This window comes from Halalkalibacter alkaliphilus (assembly GCF_023555415.1).
GTDB lineage: Bacteria > Bacillota > Bacilli > Bacillales > Bacillaceae_D > Halalkalibacter > Halalkalibacter alkaliphilus.
The window spans coordinates 92123-111138 of sequence record NZ_JAKRYL010000016.1 but is presented as its reverse complement, the minus strand read 5'-3'; the positions used below and the strand labels follow the sequence as shown (position 1 = coordinate 111138).

The 19016-nt window shown below is 38.8% G+C and carries 19 protein-coding genes; 18 read left to right on the top strand and 1 reads right to left on the bottom strand.

Features of this window, described 5'->3' with window-relative positions:
• The first annotated feature begins 7 nt into the window (after positions 1 to 7).
• The 6 genes from kynB to MF646_RS15600 all read left to right on the top strand — a co-directional run bounded on the left by kynB (position 8) and on the right by MF646_RS15600 (position 3266).
• Positions 8 to 637: an arylformamidase gene (kynB, locus tag MF646_RS15625; RefSeq protein WP_250097445.1), complete on the top strand. Its 630-nt coding sequence runs from the start codon at positions 8 to 10 to the stop codon at positions 635 to 637.
• 23 nt (positions 638 to 660) lie between these two features.
• Positions 661 to 1494, top strand: a complete 834-nt coding sequence (gene kynA / locus MF646_RS15620) for a tryptophan 2,3-dioxygenase (RefSeq protein ID WP_250097444.1) — start codon at positions 661 to 663, stop codon at positions 1492 to 1494.
• A gap of 291 nt (positions 1495 to 1785) precedes the next feature.
• Entirely contained in the window at positions 1786 to 1968 is a 183-nt protein-coding gene (locus MF646_RS15615; RefSeq protein ID WP_250097443.1) for a hypothetical protein, read from the top strand.
• A complete protein-coding gene (locus tag MF646_RS15610; RefSeq protein WP_250097442.1) occupies positions 1956 to 2249 on the top strand; it encodes a type II toxin-antitoxin system RelE/ParE family toxin in 294 nt (97 codons plus the stop codon). Before MF646_RS15615 ends, MF646_RS15610 begins: the two co-directional genes overlap by 13 nt.
• 188 nt (positions 2250 to 2437) lie before the next feature.
• A complete protein-coding gene (locus tag MF646_RS15605) occupies positions 2438 to 3064 on the top strand; it encodes a TetR/AcrR family transcriptional regulator (RefSeq protein ID WP_250097441.1) in 627 nt (208 codons plus the stop codon).
• 13 nt (positions 3065 to 3077) lie between these two features.
• Positions 3078 to 3266, top strand: coding sequence for a hypothetical protein (locus MF646_RS15600; protein WP_250097440.1), 189 nt, complete (start codon positions 3078 to 3080; stop codon positions 3264 to 3266).
• A gap of 246 nt (positions 3267 to 3512) precedes the next feature.
• Here MF646_RS15600 and MF646_RS15595 read toward each other — a convergent pair whose 3' ends face one another.
• Positions 3513 to 4910, bottom strand: coding sequence for an MFS transporter (locus MF646_RS15595; protein WP_250097439.1), 1398 nt, complete (start codon positions 4908 to 4910; stop codon positions 3513 to 3515).
• A 285-nt stretch (positions 4911 to 5195) separates the two neighbouring features.
• Between MF646_RS15595 and MF646_RS15590 the strand changes: the two genes are divergently transcribed.
• The 12 genes from MF646_RS15590 (at position 5196) to MF646_RS15535 (ending at position 19003) form a co-directional block, all read left to right on the top strand.
• Positions 5196 to 5936, top strand: coding sequence for a GntR family transcriptional regulator (locus tag MF646_RS15590; protein ID WP_250097438.1), 741 nt, complete (start codon positions 5196 to 5198; stop codon positions 5934 to 5936).
• A gap of 31 nt (positions 5937 to 5967) precedes the next feature.
• Positions 5968 to 7089: a M24 family metallopeptidase gene (locus MF646_RS15585; protein ID WP_250097437.1), complete on the top strand. Its 1122-nt coding sequence runs from the start codon at positions 5968 to 5970 to the stop codon at positions 7087 to 7089.
• 60 nt (positions 7090 to 7149) lie between these two features.
• The gene (locus MF646_RS15580; protein ID WP_250097436.1) at positions 7150 to 8208 is read left to right on the top strand and encodes a M24 family metallopeptidase; all 1059 of its coding nucleotides are present in this window, start codon (positions 7150 to 7152) and stop codon (positions 8206 to 8208) included.
• Positions 8209 to 8248: 40 nt separating this feature from the next.
• Entirely contained in the window at positions 8249 to 9328 is a 1080-nt protein-coding gene (locus MF646_RS15575) for an ornithine cyclodeaminase family protein (protein ID WP_250097435.1), read from the top strand.
• A 68-nt stretch (positions 9329 to 9396) separates the two neighbouring features.
• Entirely contained in the window at positions 9397 to 9891 is a 495-nt protein-coding gene (locus MF646_RS15570; protein ID WP_250097434.1) for a LeuD/DmdB family oxidoreductase small subunit, read from the top strand.
• Between the two features lie 4 nt (positions 9892 to 9895).
• A complete protein-coding gene (locus MF646_RS15565; RefSeq protein ID WP_250097433.1) occupies positions 9896 to 11176 on the top strand; it encodes a 3-isopropylmalate dehydratase large subunit in 1281 nt (426 codons plus the stop codon).
• Positions 11173 to 12450, top strand: a complete 1278-nt coding sequence (locus MF646_RS15560) for a 3-isopropylmalate dehydratase large subunit (RefSeq protein WP_250097432.1) — start codon at positions 11173 to 11175, stop codon at positions 12448 to 12450. The genes MF646_RS15565 and MF646_RS15560 overlap by 4 nt, the downstream gene beginning before the upstream one ends.
• Complete coding sequence (locus MF646_RS15555; RefSeq protein ID WP_250097431.1) at positions 12447 to 12953, top strand: LeuD/DmdB family oxidoreductase small subunit; 507 nt, start codon at positions 12447 to 12449, stop codon at positions 12951 to 12953. The genes MF646_RS15560 and MF646_RS15555 overlap by 4 nt, the downstream gene beginning before the upstream one ends.
• 94 nt (positions 12954 to 13047) lie before the next feature.
• Entirely contained in the window at positions 13048 to 14148 is a 1101-nt protein-coding gene (locus tag MF646_RS15550) for a TAXI family TRAP transporter solute-binding subunit (protein ID WP_250097430.1), read from the top strand.
• Positions 14149 to 14249: 101 nt separating this feature from the next.
• Positions 14250 to 16226 (top strand): TRAP transporter permease, encoded by a 1977-nt coding sequence (locus MF646_RS15545; protein ID WP_250097429.1) that lies wholly within the window; start codon positions 14250 to 14252, stop codon positions 16224 to 16226.
• A gap of 540 nt (positions 16227 to 16766) precedes the next feature.
• Positions 16767 to 17963: an ROK family transcriptional regulator gene (locus MF646_RS15540; protein ID WP_250097428.1), complete on the top strand. Its 1197-nt coding sequence runs from the start codon at positions 16767 to 16769 to the stop codon at positions 17961 to 17963.
• Positions 17964 to 18181: 218 nt separating this feature from the next.
• Positions 18182 to 19003, top strand: a complete 822-nt coding sequence (locus MF646_RS15535; RefSeq protein ID WP_250097427.1) for an MBL fold metallo-hydrolase — start codon at positions 18182 to 18184, stop codon at positions 19001 to 19003.
• Positions 19004 to 19016 lie beyond the last annotated feature (13 nt).

Genomic DNA, 19016 nt, shown 5'->3' with positions numbered 1-19016 from the left:
GACGGATATGAGAGGGAAGTGGATCGATATCTCTCAGCCATTACGAGCAGATACGGCTCATTGGCCTGGTGATACCCCTTTTTCTTACGAAGTAGTTTATCGTAAGAGTGAAACAGGCTCAGTAAATATTGGGAAAATAACAACGAGCACGCATACAGGTACCCATATCGATGCCCCTTTTCACTTTTTGGAAGATGGGACGCGCGTGACCGATTTAGATATTAATGTCTTTATTGGTCCTTGTCTTGTGATCGATGTGTCAAATCTACCATTGATTGATGTTGATGTGTTACAGCAGTATCAACTAGAAGGTGCAGAGCGGTTGCTCTTAAGGACTCAAGCGAATAAAGATCGAACAATATTTCCTAAGCAAATTCCGCTCCTTACTTTAGAAGCGATTGATTATTTGAACAGTAAACAGATTCAATTAATTGGTGTTGACTTGCCTTCTGTTGATCAAATCGACAGCAAGGATCTGCCACGACATCACCGTCTTCATGATTACGGAATCTATATTCTTGAAAATGTAGTGCTTGGCCATGTTGTCCCAGGAAAATATGAGTTAACGGCACTTCCACTTCCTATTGACGAGGCAGATGGGAGTCCGGTTCGAGCGGCAATAAAACCGGTAAAGTAGTTCATTCGAATGGAGATGAAACCATGACCAAACCGACGGATAACGAGAAAAACATAGAAACGAACTTTATGGAAAAAATGACGTACGGAGAATATTTGCAGCTGGATTCCTTACTTGCAAGCCAAAAAAGGTTGTCAGATCATCATGATGAAATGCTGTTCATCATCATTCATCAAGTAAGTGAACTATGGATGAAACTCATTCTTCATGAAATCAATGCGGCTAAGCAAGCGATTATAGAAGACCAATTACAAGTCAGTTTCAAAAAACTTGCTCGTGTTTCGCAAATTCAATCTCAAATCATCAAGGCCTGGGATGTATTGTCTACCTTAACTCCTGCTGAATACCTTGAATTTAGAGATAAATTAGGAAGTTCATCAGGATTCCAATCATATCAATATCGCTTAATCGAATTTGCTCTTGGTAATAAAACAGATTATATTTTAAAAATCTATGAAAAAGATGCGAAGCTATCAGAGGAACTAAAGGAAGCGTATCAAGCCCCGAGCTTGTATGATATTTCCATCAAAGCGCTGCACAAAGGTAGCTTTGACATTTCAGAAGACGTTCTGAATCGTGACGTGACAAAACCGTACCAACAAGATGCAAGCGTTCAAAAAGCGTGGACGACCGTATACCAAAATACAGATCAATATTGGGATTTATATCAGCTTGCGGAGAAACTTGTTGACATTGAAGACAGCTTACAGCAATGGCGTTTCCGTCACATGAAAACGGTGGAAAGAATCATTGGTTTTAAAGTAGGTACAGGTGGATCTTCAGGAGTCAATTATCTGAAACAAGTTCTTGACCAACGGTTTTTTCCAGAATTGTGGAATTTACGAACAGAATTGTAGTTGGAAGTACGTAAGATAAAAGTCTTGTGTTTCACTTAATATGTGATTTAAAAGCCAAATAAGCTATCGTGAACTTGAAGCTTTTAGATTTCAACTCTTCAAATAAAATCTCAACATTAAAAACATCCATTGAATTCGATCAATCGTTTTCAATGGATGTTTTTAGTGCCCACTGGTTTGCTAATGGGAGAAAAAGCACATCCAAGGTTATGCTTTTTGTAGTATGAATATAGAATTGTTTTGGTTTATAATAAATTTATTTAAATGTAGGATAGAGGAGGAGTGAAGTTTATGAGTACTAAAGAAGAAGTAATGAAGCTGATTAAAGGTTTACCAGATAATGTAACTTTAGAGGAGATAATGAAAGAACTATATGTCAGATCGAAAATCGAAAAAGGTCTAGATGAATTGCAAAAGGGAAATTTCGTTTCTCATAATGAAGTAAAGGAGAAATTGGGGAATTGGTTAAAATAAAGTGGTCATTACCTGCTGTAAAAGATCTAGAAGAAAAATGTACCTATATAGCTCAAGATTCCAATGAATATGCAAGAATGTTTGCTCAAAGAATTATTGAAACAATTGAATCTGTAGCAGTTTTCCCTTTGTCTGGTAGGGTTGCTCCGGAAATGAAGAATGAAACGATAGGGGAAAAGATTTATTCTAATTATAGAATTATTTACCAGATAAATAATGAGAATATAGAAATTGTTCGAATCATTCATAATGCTAGGGAATTGAGTAAACTAGATCAATAATATAACATCATGGCTACTTTTAAGGCTAATGATGTTATTTTTGTTTGTATTTCTTTCATAGTGAGGATGGAACTTAGAAGAACGATTAAATTATGAAAAGAGAAATCACCCTACCAAAAAAGATGCGCCTTTAAAAGAGGCCACTGAAAAAGGGAAAACCACCTTATTGAAAGGTGGTGTGAACCACTATGTCAATGCAAAAGAAAGAACAAGAAGAAAGCAAACGAGGGCGACCTCTTGATAAGTCCCGAAATGAAGTGATTCTAACAGCAACGCTCGATTTATTAGCTGAGTGTAGCTTTGACGCGTTAACGATTGATGCGGTAGCAGCGAAGGCAAAAGTAGGGAAGGCGACGATTTACAGGCGGTGGTCTTCCAAAAACGAACTGGTCATTGATGCAGCTGCTTTTATTTGCCCTTTTGAGAAGCTATGGGAAAGAGTGGATACCCATCAAGGGTTACGTGATCAATTAATAGATGTGCTGACCTCCATTTTTCAATTTGACAACAATAAGTATCAAAGTGCAATGACCGCCATTCATGCGGCAGCTTCTTCTAATAAGCAATTAGAAAAAGAGCTTCAAAAGGATTTCTATTGGCGCGCGAAACAGGCGATCGAATCGATTGTAAAACCTTTTATAAAGGATCATAATAAATTGTCTAAGACAAAATGGGATCTTTTAACGGACATTGGGCCTGCCTTAATTATGTACCGAGGTATATTTATAGGAAAACCTTTTGACCGTGCTTATGGAGAGCAAATTGTCGATAACATGATGATGCCAATGATTACAGCTGTACGAAGAGACGATTAAAGGAGGGGTAACCATGAGGTGCGGATCGAAATGCTTTCTTGTGGAAATGGAAGTAAAGGGAGAAAAACAAACTAAATCCGTTACCGCCAGAACACCTGTTGATGCAAGAAAAACCATACGAGTAAAATACGGAGCGGAGGCTCAGATTTTATCTGTAGTAGAAGAGAAAGATAACACGTTTTTTTGGAGAGAATACGAGTAATTGACAATACGGAACCATGTTAACCCTCAAGCATAGCACGTCTTGAGGGGGTTGAAGTATTTATTTTTTATTAGGAAGAAAAGGAGTTTGGACAGCAAACCTCCCACTTTGGACAGAATAACAATCAAGTTGAACAAAAAGGCTAGTATGTTTGTTCGAAAACAATAGTATATACTTTTCAATACTCGCTAGTTTCACACATAACCTTTTAATCCGTGCAGTCCCCTTTATTCAATTATCGTAAAGCTAATTCTCTGCTTTAAGCAACCATGATAAAACGACAGGTATTAAACAAATGACTACTGTTCCTAAAAAAATATACCGTAATTCAGAAGGGAAGGGTGAGTTATTATTAGGAATAAGTGATCCTAAAAGCCCACTAGTTGTGGAGACGGCTACTAACCTACCAAGAGCATTTAATATAGATCGAGTAGCTGCCACAACACCACGATTTTCAGAAGAAGTAATAGTCATAATAGTCTTGGTATTCGGAGCTTGAAAAATTCCAGACCCTAACCCTATAATACCAAGAGCAATTAATATATAAATATTAAACGTGTTCTCCTGTATAAAAGTTAACATCAGTAGTCCTACTGCCATTATACATAATCCAGCATTGGAGAGAAGCTTTGAACCAATGTTATCTGCTAACCTACCACTAATAGGTCCTGACATAACTAACAGTACAGGGATAGGAAGAATTAGCAAGGCTGCTTCAAAGGGAGAAAGGCCTCTAAAATTTTGAAAAAAGATAATCATCGTAAACATAGCAACTGTCTGGCCAAGGTTATTACAGAAGGTAGCTAAATTCGCAATTGTATAAGATTTGTCTTTAAAAAGTTCTAATCGAATAATAGGATTCTTAATTTTATTTTCAGTGAAAATAAATAAAAACAATGCTAGTACAGAAAGGCTTATGAGGCCACCTATTAAATACCAATCCCAAGAATTTGGTAACACGTAGGTTAAAAGAAAGAGAAGGGAAAATAGAAAGATCAGTAGGTAAACAGTACCTTTAATATCAAACTTAGTTTTCGTGATTAATGTATTAGTCTTTGGAAAAGCCACTAGTGAAATAATTAAAATAAAAAAGCAAATTGGTACATTAAACCAAAACAGCCAGTTCCAGTTGAATGATAATACAACTCCTCCTATGATTGGTCCACACGCAGACCCAATGGCTAAGGACATAGCTATAATTCCTAAATTGGCGCCGCGTCTTTCTTTGGAGGTTATATCTGTAACAGTCGGGATAGAATTAGCCATTATCACAGCTCCACCTATTCCTTGAAAAATCCTAGAAATAATCATTCCCTCAATGTTAGAACTAAAACCACCTAAGCATGAAGAAACAATAAAAATGAACAGTCCTGTAATATAGGTCGTTTTTCTACCAAATAAATCAGATATTTTTCCAGCATGTAAGAGACATAATGTCATAGAAACCATAAAGCTTGTAATAATCCAACTGGCTGTTGCAATGGATGTTTGAAATTCACGTGCTAAAATAGGAATGGCTAAATTAAGCGATCCGTTATTGGAAGTTACTAAGGCTGTACTCACGCAAATTGTAAACATAATTAGTCGCTTGTTGATACTAGATTGTTTAGATGTGGAAGGGACTACATTTTGCTCTTCGCTCATTCTATTCCTTCTTTCTATATATCTTCAAACGGTAGATATGTAATATGTTGATAGTTATATGTTAACAGATTATTCTAATTATTTTATAAAATTCTAAAAAATGTATAGACAACTATCCAATAATATATTAAACTTTAGTTAATTCAATTGTATAGACGACTAATCAACCTCTGTGACCAAACTATAATGACTTCCACAGAGGATTTTTAATGGGTACTATTTCTTTGTATGAAGTCATATATACAACTATACAAATATAGTCGAAGTACAGGAGGAGTGATTAATGTGGTTCAAAAAGAAATTAATACATCCCCACCTGTTCCACTTTATTACCAAATTAAAGAACATCTCAAAGGTCAAATGGTAAGTGGTGAATTAAAAACAGGTGATAAGATTCCTACCGAAGAAAAGATATGTGAGTCTTTCAACGTAAGTCGGATGACTGCAAGGCGAGCTTTAGATGAACTGGTTAATGAAGGAAGATTAATTAGGCGCCAGGGGGTAGGTACTTTTGTCGCTGAACCAATTATTGATCGTCAGTTATCAAGACTTACTACACTTACGGAAGAATTAAAAGAACTTGGATATACGGGATTAAATTCACGCATTTTATCTTGGCGTACCCACAAAGCACTGAGTCCTCTAGCTAATCGGCTTGACATTAACGTAGGTGATCCCATCTTAAGAATTAGACGAGTGAGGTATACAGGGACACTACCAATTGCAGTCCAAACAATCATTCTCCCTGAAAAATGGGTACCCGGTCTGCAACCTAATGATATAGGAGGTAGTTCAATCTACGAGCTTATTGAAAAAAAGCTTAACAAAAGATTGGATTGGGCAAAACAACAGATTGATGCTGTTGCTGCTCCTAACTATTATGCAAAATGGTTAGAAATCGAGCCAAAAAGTCCTCTTTTCAAGGTTACCCGACAGGCATACTTAGAAGGTGGAGAGCCAATGGATATTGCAGTAACTTATTATCGCCCTGATCGCTACTCATATCAAATTAATCTTTACCGATAACATGGGTTAATTAACTAAAGGAGGTTATTAAATGATTGAAGAAAAGGAATGGAGATTTTCCCGAATTCGCAGAGCGATGTTAGAACAAGAGATGGATGGTTTGTTGGCTTATGCACCAGGCTGGAGACGTGAAAATGTTAGATATATAACGGGAGGGCTAATTAGAAGTAGTTTTGCCCTTGCGTATCTACCTATCGAGGGCCGATCAGCTTTTTTTTCAACTTTAAGGGAGGATCTACACGCAACAGAAGAGCAAGGGCGAGTGGAAGATTCCTTCCTATTGTCTTTTCCTGATTGTCATGAACTGATTAACCGACTAAAAGATGGAGGGGCTCCAAAAAAGCTTGGGATTGCTCATCTTGAGTTAATGCCTAAACTTTTGTTAAATAAAATTCAGGAATCTTTACCAACAACAACAATTGTATCCGCTACGAAGTTAATGGATCAAGTACGTTTGGTTAAGAGTAATTGGGAATTAGAACAGATTCGAAGAGCAGGTGTAGTTTGCTCTGCAGGTTGGGAGGCCTTCGTTGCAGCTCTGAAACCTGGGGCTACAGAATTTGAAATTGTTGCAAATGTCGAGGCTGAACTTAAGAGGCTAGGAGCTCAAGATAACTTTATGTTAATTGCTTCCGGTGGTAAAGAGGTTATGGGAATGACCCCACCTGGAAATCGACAACTCCAAGAGGGGGACATGGTAAGGACGGAATTAACACCACAGTTAGATGGTTATTATGCACAAATTTGTCGTTCAGCTGTACTGGGTGAACCAAATGAAGGACAAAACCAATCTTTCAAATTGTTCAAAGAGGCATTAGAAGCAGGCCTATCTGTTGTGAAGGCCGGAGTCACTGCCCACGAAGTAGCTGTTGCAGAAAACGATGTGTTCAGAAAATATGGTTTTGGAGAGTATTGTACTAGTCAATATACTCGAGTTAGGGGTCATGCGCATGGTCTCCATCCTGATGAAGCACCGGCAATCATTGAAGGAAATGATATGGTGTTAGAAGAAAATGCCGTAATTATTGTTCATCCTAATACTTATACACCTTTAGCTGGGTATCACGTGCTAGGAGATCCAGTCGTTGTAACAAAAGATGGATATGAACCTCTATTAACGACAGAAAGAGCTCTTTTTACAGCTTCTGTCTAGTAAATTCTAATTAATTTGAAAGCGTATTCATATAAATTGTCTATAAAAGGAGATGAGAGAGTGAAGAGAGGCTTAGTTTTACTTGATCCAAAAGAAGTGCCAGAAGAGGAGTATCAGGAACGAATTGAAGCATTACAAAGGTATTTAAGGCAGGAAGGCATTTCAGTAGCTTTTATTTATGGAGATGTTTATCATTCGGGGGATATTACGTATTTGACAAACATGTGTATCTATTGGAATGAGGGAGTGTTAGCTGTTCCTGCAACTGGTGAGCCAACTTTCCTTATGAAGCTTTCGCCACGAGTACACCCTTGGATGAAAGCAACGACAATTTTAAAAGATTTAAGAAGTGGTCCTAATTTAGCAAGATTAATAGGAGAATATTTGAGAGAGGCTCCACCAGGGGTAGCGGGGCTAGCAGAAATTGAATGGTGGCCGGAATACCTAGTAAGTGAGCTGGAAAATGAGTTAAAAGAATGGAAAGTCCGGGATATTGGCCCGGAAATTCGACAGAATCGAAAAAAACCATCGGCTAATGAGCTTAAACTATTGCAGGAAAGTGCAAAAATAAGCGCGACAGCAGTAGAGGCCGGAATGGATCATACCCTATCAAACTCTGAAAGGGCTGGGAAAGCTGAGTTGGTGGCTCGAATGTCTGGTGTTGAAGATATTTTTGTGTTCTGTCATACAAGTACTGAGGAAGCTGATACGGTTGAAGTTATTTCCGAGTATCGAGGTTATTGGACCATTGCAGCTAGAGTGATTGTACACGACTCACCGGATTGGACATTCAAATTGATGATGGCTTATGAATCAGCAAAAGAAGCGCTGGTTCCTGGAGTAACCGCAGAGCACGTTAACATGGTAGCAAATCGAAGCTTCGATGAAGAAACGATTTTATGTGAAGCAGATATTTTACATGGGATTGACCTTGAAACTCATGGGGACTATCGCACTCTAGAAGAGAGATCAAAAGCTGTGGAAGCAGGGGAGGTTGTTGGCTTAAGAATACAATTGACGTTCCCTGATGGTCAACATGCTGTAATAGCTGATACCTTTCATGTCAGTGAAATAGAAGCAAGGTGTTTAACAGAATTAATAACTGATCAAATTTCTTAATATTTCAAATATATAAAAAGTTACAAAAGGAGTGTATCAAATGAGAATTTTAAGTAATGAAGACGTAATGAAGGTGTTAAAGCCAGAAGATTGTATCAACCACTTAGAGAAAGCATACAAGGATTATACTCAAGGTCTAGGAGAAAATCGACCTAGAACACATACTTACTTTCCTGTGGAGGATGAACGTTATCCAGGGTTCCAGTATCGTTTTAAGTCACAGGAAGGAGGAACGGTTTCAACAGGGGTGTGGGCTCTAAGAATCACATCGGATATGGTTGGGTCTGAAACGTTAACTGGTGGTGTTCAAAGGCGCCGTTTACTACCAATTGCATCCGGAGACAAATATTGCGGACTTGTGACTTTATATTCTTTAACGAAATTAGAACCAATAGCTATCATGCACGACAGTTATATTCAAAAGATGCGGGTAGGTGCGACCTCGGCGCTTGGGATTAGAGAAATGTCTAACCCAGATGCAAAAGTGGCAGGGTTATTTGGATCTGGATGGCAAGCTGAATCTCATTTGCTGTTTTTACTGATGGTACGTCCAAACCTTGAAGAAGTTAGAGTCTTTAGCCCAACAATGGAAAATAGAGAAAATTTCGCTAAGAAAATGAGTGAAGAAACTGGAAAACGAATTGTTGCAGTTGACCATCCGAAAAAAGCGGTGGAAGGTTGCCAGATCGTTACATGTGCAACAGCTGCAAATGACCCATGCTTTGATGGTGACTGGTTAGAACCTGGCACACATGTTACGTGTATTACAAATCCAGATGGAACTGCCACTCGTAGGGAATTAGATGATAGAACGTATGATCGAGCGGATCGACTTGTGGTGTTTTCAAAAGAGCAGATTCATCACGACAAACAATACGATATCCTTGGTCCAGTAGATAGAGGAAGAATGACATACGAAGATATTGGAGGATTAGGAGATCTATTACTTGGCAATATCTCTGGTCGTGATAACCCTGACCAAATTACCGTTTTTGCTAATAATACGGGAATGGGACTTCAATTTGCAGCTGTTGGGGCACTAATTTTAGAACAGGCTGAGAAACAAAATCTAGGCCACGTGATTCCGACTGACTGGTTCTTGGAGGAGACTTCTCCTTGATGATCCTTGATCCTTGATCGCTATAGGATAAAAACAAAAAAGATACTATTAAATTAGGAGGATGATTCATGGTTGGTGGAAAATGTATAAAGTTTGGGGACAGTGTTAATACAGATATCATTATTCCAGGTCGCTACCTAATAAGTATAGATCCAAAGGAGCTTGCTGAACATGCCTTTGAACCACTAGGCCTAGAAATCCAAAAACAATTACAAAACTCTCAAGTGGTTGTAGGGGGAAGGAACTTCGGATGTGGAAGTGCAAGAGAACAGGCAGCTACCTGTTTAATTGGAGCCGGTATAAAGGTGGTCATTGCTAAATCATTTGCGCGTGTCTTCTTTAGAAATAGTATTAATACAGGTTTACTAGCAGTTGAGTGTCCTGAGGCTGTTGAAGCAATTGAAGATGGGGCTAGTGCTTTTGTTGATACGGAAAACGGTATTGTCAATGTCGGTGAACAGTCGTTTCAGTTTACACCATATCCTGAAAGCTTACGGAAAATCTTAAATGCTGGTGGTCTGATTCCATTTGTTGAGGAAACAGTACTGTCAGAGGGGAGGTAAAGATATGGGAAAAACGTTTGCAGAAAAAGTATTAGCTGAAGCAGCGGGTGTACCAGTAACTACTGCAGGTGAAGTTGTTAATGTCTATCCGAAGCTCATTATGAGTCATGTGGCAAGTTGGCGTTGCATCAGAACAATTGAAAAAATGGGCGTAGATAAATTGTATGATGTTGATCGAATTGCGATGGTAATGGACCATATCTCACCTGCTCAATCTGCAAAAATTGCTGCTGATCATAAATTGTGTCGTGAATTTGCTAAAGAAAAGAAAGTGGAGAAGTTCTATGATGTCAATGCTGGAATTGCCCATGTTGTATTAATGGAGGATGGGCACGTGCGCCCTGGTATGGTTATTATTGGTACTGATTCACATTCCACCATTTATGGAGCACTTGGTGCGGCAGGAACAGGAGTTGGATTTAGCGAAGTAACAGCAACATGGGTGACGGGTTATTTATGGATGAAAGTACCTGAATCCATAAAGGTTAACATTGAAGGTCCGCTAGCACCGGGTACATCTGCTAAGGACTTAATGTTAAAATTACTGGGAGATTTAACAGCGGATGGGGCAACTTACTATTCGGTAGAATTTCATGGAAGCTATGTTAATGGACTTTCTATTTCAGAGAGAATGACATTATGTAATCTAGCAATGGAACTAGGCGCGAAGTTTGCTTATGTCCGCCCGGATGAAGTAGTTCGCGATTACTTAAGAGAAAGAGGAGTATATCCCGAGGACTATAATGAAATTCATCCTGATCCTGATGCAGAATACGTAAAGACAATTGAAGTTGATGGTTCCAAATTGGTCCCTCAAGTAGCTGCCCCTCATACTGTTGATAATGTTAAGCCAATAGATGAAGTAAAAGGAATAAAAGTAGACCAAGTATTCATTGGCTCTTGCGCGAATGCCAAATACGAGGATTTGGCAATAGCTGCTAATGTCCTTAAAGGTAAAAAAGTTGCTCCTGGTGTGCGATTAATAGTCACACCGGCTTCTAAAAATATTATGAATCGAATTGTAGAAGATGGAATCTTTCAAACATTGCTAGAGAGTGGGGCTTTGTTTACGAATCCAGGTTGCGGAGGTTGTGCAGGTGATGGTGCTAGTATGGCAGATGGAGAAGTAACTCTATCAACAGCTAATCGTAATTTCCAAGGGAGAATGGGAAGTTATCATTCGGAAATTTACCTCGCGAGCCCTGAAGTTGCTGCAGCTACAGCTATACGAGGCGAAATTACCGATCCAAGAGAACTTACAGTTGGGGAAGAGGTGGCTGGATGAATCTCGTAGAAAAAATCTTAGCTCGTGCAAGTGGAAGGACAGAAGTTGTGCCTGGTGATGTAGTTGTTGCGAATGTAGATACGTTACTATTACATGACCTTAGTGGATATATTACATCGCGTGTTTTTGAAAAAGAAGTACAGAAATCTATGCAGTATCCAGAACGAGTAGTAATGGTATTTGATCATCACTTTTCTCCACCAAATGAAGAGCGTGCACGATTGTTAGAAGCAAATCGCGAGTTTGCAAAGAGGCATGGGATTAACCTTTTTGATTGTGGAAGCGGTAACATCCATCATGTCGGTGTGAGGAACGGTTTTGTAAGGCCCGGAACAATTGTTGTAGGTTCAGACAGCCATACATCGGTTCATGGTGCATTAGGATGCTTCGCAACAGGTGTAGGGAATAATTCCCATGCAGCTATGATGATGCCATATGGTAAAACTTGGTTCAAAGTTCCGGAGACCATCCAAGTCAAATTACACGGTGAGCACAAACAATCTGGGGTGACACCAAGAGATGTTGCTTTGTGGCTTAATGGCGAGATTGGAGAAGGAGGGGCTGTATACAAGGCTATAGAGTTTACAGGGCCATATATAAAAGATTTGGAGATGTGGGATCGTTGGTTATTCCCGTTGATTACAATTGATCTTGGTGGAAAGTGTGCGTATATAGAACCAGATGAAAAAACAGTGGCTTTCGTTAAGCAAATGACAAACAAACCGTTTGATGTAGTTAACTCTGATCCTGATACAGAATACGAATCCGTTTTAGAATTTGATGTAAGTAACTTGGCACCTCAAATTGCTGCGTCACCGACTGTAGGAAATGTAAAATCTGTAGAGCATTTTTGCGGAGAGCCGGTTCACTGGGCTGAATTAGGAGGTCACGGTGGCGGTCGCATTGAAGACATTCGCCAAGCTGCTCAAATTTTAAGGGGGAAAAAGATAGCACCAGGGGTCAAATTTAACATTGTGCCATCCAGTCGAGAAGTATTTACTCAAGCATGTCATGAGGGCTTAGTAAGTGTTTTACATGAAGCCGGCTGTACATGGTTCCCGCCAAGTGCTGGTTCAAATCAGGCAATAAATATGGGCGCAATGTCAGCTACAGAAGCGATGATCTCGACTCATGCTCGTAACTTCCCAGGTCGTAACGGGAGTCCTGATGCTAAAATGTACTTGGGTTCTGCCTATACGGTTGCGGCTTCGGCTCTCAAAGGCAAAGTTGCAGATCCACGTCAGTTTCTTGTTGAGGAGGTAACGGTAAAATGACTATAAGTTTAAAATCGGAGGGGCGCAGTTGGAAATTTGGTGACAATATTCCAACTGACCAGATTGTACGTGGGGATCGCGTATTTCTACCAAATGAAGAAATGGCTAAATACGTGCTTGAAGATCACAACCCCGAGTTTGCCTCCAAGGTTCAACAAGGTGATATTTTAGTTGCAGGTAAACATTTTGGCCAATCTTCTGGTCGGGCAGTTGCTCCAAAAGCCATAAAAGCAACTGGGGTAGGTGCTGTCGTAGTGGAGTATGCTTCACGTCTATTTTATCGAAACTGTTTTGAAATTGGGCTCCCGCTTTTAGAATGTCCAGGAATTACGGAAAGTGTGATGGACGGAGATATTCTTGCAGTAGATATTGAAACAGGTTGTGTTAAAAATATAACAACGAATCAAGAATACCAGGCAAAACCGATCGATCCGTTCCTACTTAATATGTTGATAGGTGGGGGATTAATTCCCATGGCTGAACAACTGGCAACCGATTCATAGAAGCTCAATGAGCTGCGCCACTAGATGTAGGGTGGTGTAGCTCTGTCAAAGTACCCTTTTGATTTTTTAGAATGAATTTAGAGGAGGATAATGAATGAGAAGAGTAAAAGGGTTGTTATTGTTAATGTTTCTAGTAGTCGGTAGTTTATTCATCACAGCATGTGGAGTTGAAAAAAGTGAAAGCGCTTCCGGTTCTGAGGGGCAAGAAGAAAATACTTCCTCTGAAGCGGCATTAGAAAAGAAGGAAAACGTTAGGTTAGATTTCGCAACGAATCCATCAGGGTCTGCATACAATGCTTCATCTGCAGGAATTGCAGGACTTATAAATGATAAAACGGATATACACGTGACAGTTACGAATCATTCAGGACCTGATGCATATTTACCAATGTTGCAAGAAAGCAATGTTGATTTAGCTTTAGCTACAAGTCCAGTTTTAAAATGGGCCTACAACGGTGAAGAAAATTACAGTGAACCACACGAAAATCTTCGTACAATCTTAAGAGGTAGTATGATTGATGGAGCTGTTTTAGTGGTCCGCGAAGATGCAGGCATCGAAACGACTGCAGATTTAAAAGGAAAGAGGGTAGCCGCTGATTATGGTGCTCATAAACACCTTGAGTTGTTTGTCACAATCCAGCTCGAGGCTGCAGGCTTAACATGGGACGATGTGGTACCTGTACCTGTTTCCGGTGCCCAACAAGGAACTGAAGCCTTAAGAGACGGACGTGTCGATGCAACATTTGGTGGGGCCCTTACTAATGCAGGTACGATGGAAGCTGATTCGGCTATTGGCCTCAAAATATTACATGTGGCAGACGTACCACCTGAAGAATTAGATAGTTTCCCTGCAGACATAATGCAAAGATTCCAGGAAGAGGTACCCGGTTTTCAGGTTGTGCCTAAGTCTGGTGGTATAGCTGGGGAAGAAGAATATTCAGTGACAGCATATCCAATTAGCCTTGTAACTAGTGCGGCCTTAGGTGCAGATCACGTTTATAAAATTTTAGAGGCACAATGGGATTATTATGAAGAATTACATCCAGTATTTTCGTGGTTGGAAGAGTGGCATCCTGATACTTACTTAGATCCAGATCCAGCAATGCCCTATCATGATGGAGCTGTCCAATTTTACAAAGATAAAGGTGTATGGACAGATGAGTTAGAAGAAAAGCAACAAGAGTTACTAAATTAAAATAACTCCCTCTCCTTACCTTAATAGTTAGAGGAGAGGGGAAATATGTATCCTAAAATCAGGACACTATTAACCTATGATTCGAGATGGAGGTTATTAATATGGAAGTACAGGAAGAGTTTATAAAGAGGCGACCTTTACAAGGAGTTACGGCAATTATTTGGAAAGCGGCTCTTTTTATGATTGCTGTTATGGGAATTATGTACATTCTTGGCATCCATCAGAAGCTAGGTTTCGTGGTGTACCAAGAGCAATATATTGGATTTTTTTTAGGCTTAGTACTCTTTAGTGCATTTTTAGTTATGCCGGCTGTTAAGAAAAATGTTTCATCAAAAGTTCCTTGGTATGATTGGATTTTATCCATACTAGGTCTTTTGGCAGGATTTTATATGATGTTGTATTATCCGCAATTAATTACTAGTACAACAAACTTGCCTTTTGAGAGAGTGTTTCTAAGCATTGTTGCTATATTGTTATTAATGGAAGCTTTACGTAGGGTTGTAGGTCTAATTTTATTTACAATTGTTGGCTTCTTTATTGTGTACGCTTTTGCAGCACCTTACATGCCTGGAGCATTAGAAGGAAGACAAATAGGTGCAACCCAATTGTTTAACTATTTATATTTAGATTATAACGGGTTTGTGGGTTTATTAGGAATTGCTGCAACAACTGCTCTTGCCTTTATCTTATTTGGTCAGGCACTGCTTGTTTTTAAAGGTGGAGACATTATAAATGATTTTGCTATTAATTCATTTGGTCGATTTCGCGGGGGGCCTGCTAAAGCTTCGATCGCTGGATCAAGTCTAATTGGAACTGTAACGGGAAACCCAGTCTCTAATGTTATGCTTTCAGGTAGCGTAACGATTCCCTTAATGAAGAAGCATGGATTAAAGGGATCACAAGCTGGTGGAATTGAGGCAGTTGCCTCAAGTGGAGGAGGTCTCTTACCTCCAGTTATGGGTGTTTCTGCTTTTATCATGGCAGAATTCTTGTCTCTTCCCTATACGACCGTGGCTTTAGCAGCTTTAGTCCCGGCAGTTTTATATTACTTGTGTCTATTTATGCAAGTAGATTTAATTGCTGCACGAAACGGCATGGGGAAAATGAAAAAAAGCGAAATGATTCCTTGGAAAAAGATCTTTACAACTTTTTGGATGGTTCTTCCTGCTTTTGTTTTTTTAATTTATAGCTTGTTTATTTTAGGCTATACTCCACCTTTAGCAGGTGTGTATTCAGCTGCTATTGCCTTAGTTTTCCTTCTTTTTCAAAGGGAAGTATGGAAAGATATTCTTAGTCGACTGCTAGAAGTATTTGTGGGTACGGGGAAAATGTTAATGGAGATTGGTGTTATTCTAGGTGGAGCTGGTATTGTTGTAGGGATAATGAGTATAACTGGATTAGGCTTTAATCTCGCGTATTTGCTTGTCCAAGTAGGGCAATATGGAGTTTTTTATCTATTGTTTGCTGCGGCTGTTATGTCTATAATACTTGGGATGGGAATGCCTTCAATGGCAGCCTATACATTAGTGGCAACATTAGTAGCGCCGTCTGTTGTGGAATTTGGCTACCCAGCACTTGCGGCACATTTGTTCGTTTATTATTTCGCAAGCTTGGCTACATTTACACCACCAATAGCAGTTTGTTGTTTTGCAGCAGCACCTATAGCGAAGGCATCTCCTAATAAAATAGGAATAGAAGCAATGAAATTAGGAATTGTTGGCTACCTTGTTCCATTTGCTTTTATATTTGCACCAGTCATGTTAATTCCTATAGGTTTGGAAACTTCAATTACTAATATGATTATAAAAATCATTTTTGCGGTAATTGCTTGTATTATTATTTCGTACGGAATAGTAGGATTTTTTGTGAGAAAGTTAAGTGTTTGGAACCGTATCATTATTATTGCATGCTCTTTAGCGATGTTCTGGCCAATAGATGTTTTTGGCCAATCTTTAATAATTAATCTTATTATGTTGGGGATTGTAGCCTTTATTTTAGTTAAAGATTGGATACAAAACCGCATAGATAATCAACAAGTAATTGAAGATGTGACAGTAGAAGCTACCAAAACTACTTGAATTAATGTAGGAAACTAAATAAACTACGGTAGACGTCTTAGTTATAGCTCACGTAGTGAATTTTGAATCTGATTCTAAGTTCGAATGGACACTCTCACGATTTAGAGACTAATATTACCTGCCATAGGGAAAGCCGCCGTTAAAATACTGACGGCGGTATTTCTTGTTCTATTTTGCTTATTAATTCAGCTTGCTTTCATAAGCTTAGGTTGATACGGTCTTCGTTTATTACCTTGACCAGCAACTAATAATGTTACTTAAAAACTTCCCTTTTTAATCGTCTTTGTGAACATGGGGACGGTTCGAGACTGGTGAAAAAGTGCAATTTCTTTTAGAAAGAGGGAGTTCGACTACAGCAAGTAGTATCTTTCCTAAGTATCAATATCAATATATAGTAGCAGGGGTTAAAGTTTTCGACTTTTTCACATATCTCGATCTGTCTCTTTGCTTCTAACACTCTGAATATATTATCTAGACATCAGAAATTTGAAAATGATAAAATATAAAACAAATTTACTTTGCTAAAGTTGGTGTATGTGCATGTTGAAATCGTTTATAGAAGATGAGCTTCCGAAACATCAAATACTTAAAACTGTCTATTTATTAATTCATGATTATGGTCCGATTACTAAAACAGATCTTTTAGAAAAGACGAATTTGAAACAAACAACTTTGTTTCGTATTATTGAGCGTTTAGAAAAAGATGGGTTAATTGTGGAATCTGGCTACGGGGACTCAAATGGAGGACGTCCACCGATTTTGTATAGCATTAATGCTCGGTTAGGCTTTATTATTTCATTACATATAAACAGGATGTTTACGAGAGTATCTTTACATAATCTCCATTTTGACTTTATCGATGAGGTTACGATCTCAATGACGAAAGAACATACTCCAAGAGTTATTATTGATGAGACAATTACGATTATCCATAACTTCATGAAAACACATCACTTTACTAATGATGAGTTACTAGGTATTGGGGTTGGGGCGATTGGGCCACTTGATAGAGTACGTGGGGTTATTTTAGAACCAGAGCCATTTGCTGCTCCTGGGTGGAAAAATGTACCGATTGTCAGAGAATTGAAAAAATATTTTCCGGTAAAAGTGACACTTGAAAATGGTGCGACACTCGCTGCATTAGGCGAGTATAAAGGTGAAAATTCAGCCTACAAAAATATTCTTTGCTCCATTAATAGTTGGGGAATAGGGTGTGGAATCATTTCAAACGGAGAAGTGGTACGAGCACATAATGGTAATGTCGGGTTATATGGCCATATGGTTATAGATATAAATGGTGAACTTTGTGAATGTGGAAAAAGAGGCTGCTTGCAAGCATATACATCCCTTTATGCTATTTTAAAAGATTTGGGTAGTAGCTATCTTTCAGAGGATAGAGACATAAATTGGTATAGAGAGAATACGATTGCTCTAATTGAGCAGTTAGATCGAGATCGTGAAATAACAGAAGATGCTGTTATGCGTTCTGCATACTATTATGGTGTCGGACTATCCAATATTATTAATCTACTTGAAACAGAGGTTGCTGTTCTATCTGGTCCCTTGATTCAACGTTACAATGGGTACTTTGATAAAGTACAGGAAGTAACATTAAAGCACATTACTTTAAATAAACAAGTAAAAATCGTTCAGGAAAGTTCATTGCAATCCAATGCTTCTATTGGAGCAGCTGTTTCTATATTTTCGTCTTTGTTTGGCAGAGAGGAAAATGAATAAGGTATTATTTTTAAAAAATTCTAAAATTTATATTTATTTTTTTGGAAGGATCATGTATTATGAATTCACGAACACTTTTATCCAAAATGAATTAAAGGGTGATTAATATGAATGCCGAAATGTAAGCGTTTTTATTTGTGCACTTCTATCCAAAGTGAACAAAAGATAATAGGAGATTTTGTTATGTAATGAATATTAGAAAATGGAGTTGATAGCACATGTCAGATATTTCAGTTGTGATGCTTGGAACAGGAAGTCCACGCCCGAATCTAAATCGCTCGCAGCCAGCTCAAGCACTTGTAGTTGGAGATCAAACGATTTTAATTGACTGTGGTGAAGGGACAACAGCTCAATTAATGAAAGCTGGAATTAAACCCGAGTCCATAAAGTATTTAATATTTACACATTTACATTCCGATCACACGATGGGTTACGCTCAGTTTTTACTAGGTGGCTGGGGGCAGGGCAGGTCAGAGCTGACAATTATTGGTCCTAGAGGAACAAAGGATTTCCATGAAAGTATTTTGAACATGTATTCATATGATATTGATTACCGTTGTTCCCTTGGCCGTTCAGGAGCAGGGATCCGTGATGTCGAAGTTATCGAGTTTGAGGAACCTGGTGAATTAATAGAAAATCCGTTGCCTTACAAAATAACTACGGCTCGTATGATTCATAATGTTCCAACATTCGCTTTTCGGTTCGATATCGACGGGAAAGCAATTGTGATCTCAAGTGATACGTCACCGAATGAAGCAATCGTGCACCTTGCAGAAGGAGCAGATATACTCGTTCAAAACGCAGGACTGACGACTGGTAAAAAAAGTGAAGCTTTAGAGAAAATTTGGGAGCAGCTTCAGAAAGAACATTGCAGTCCCACTCAGGCAGGGGTTATTGCAAAGAAAGCCAACGTAAAAAAAGTAGTTCTTACTCATTTTTTACCTGAAGCTGATGGTCGAATTGCACTTCAAGAGGCTTCTGCTGAGTTTACCGGGGAAGTGATTGTTCCAGAGGATTTACAAGTTATTAACGTAGGATAGGGATTAATTCTAT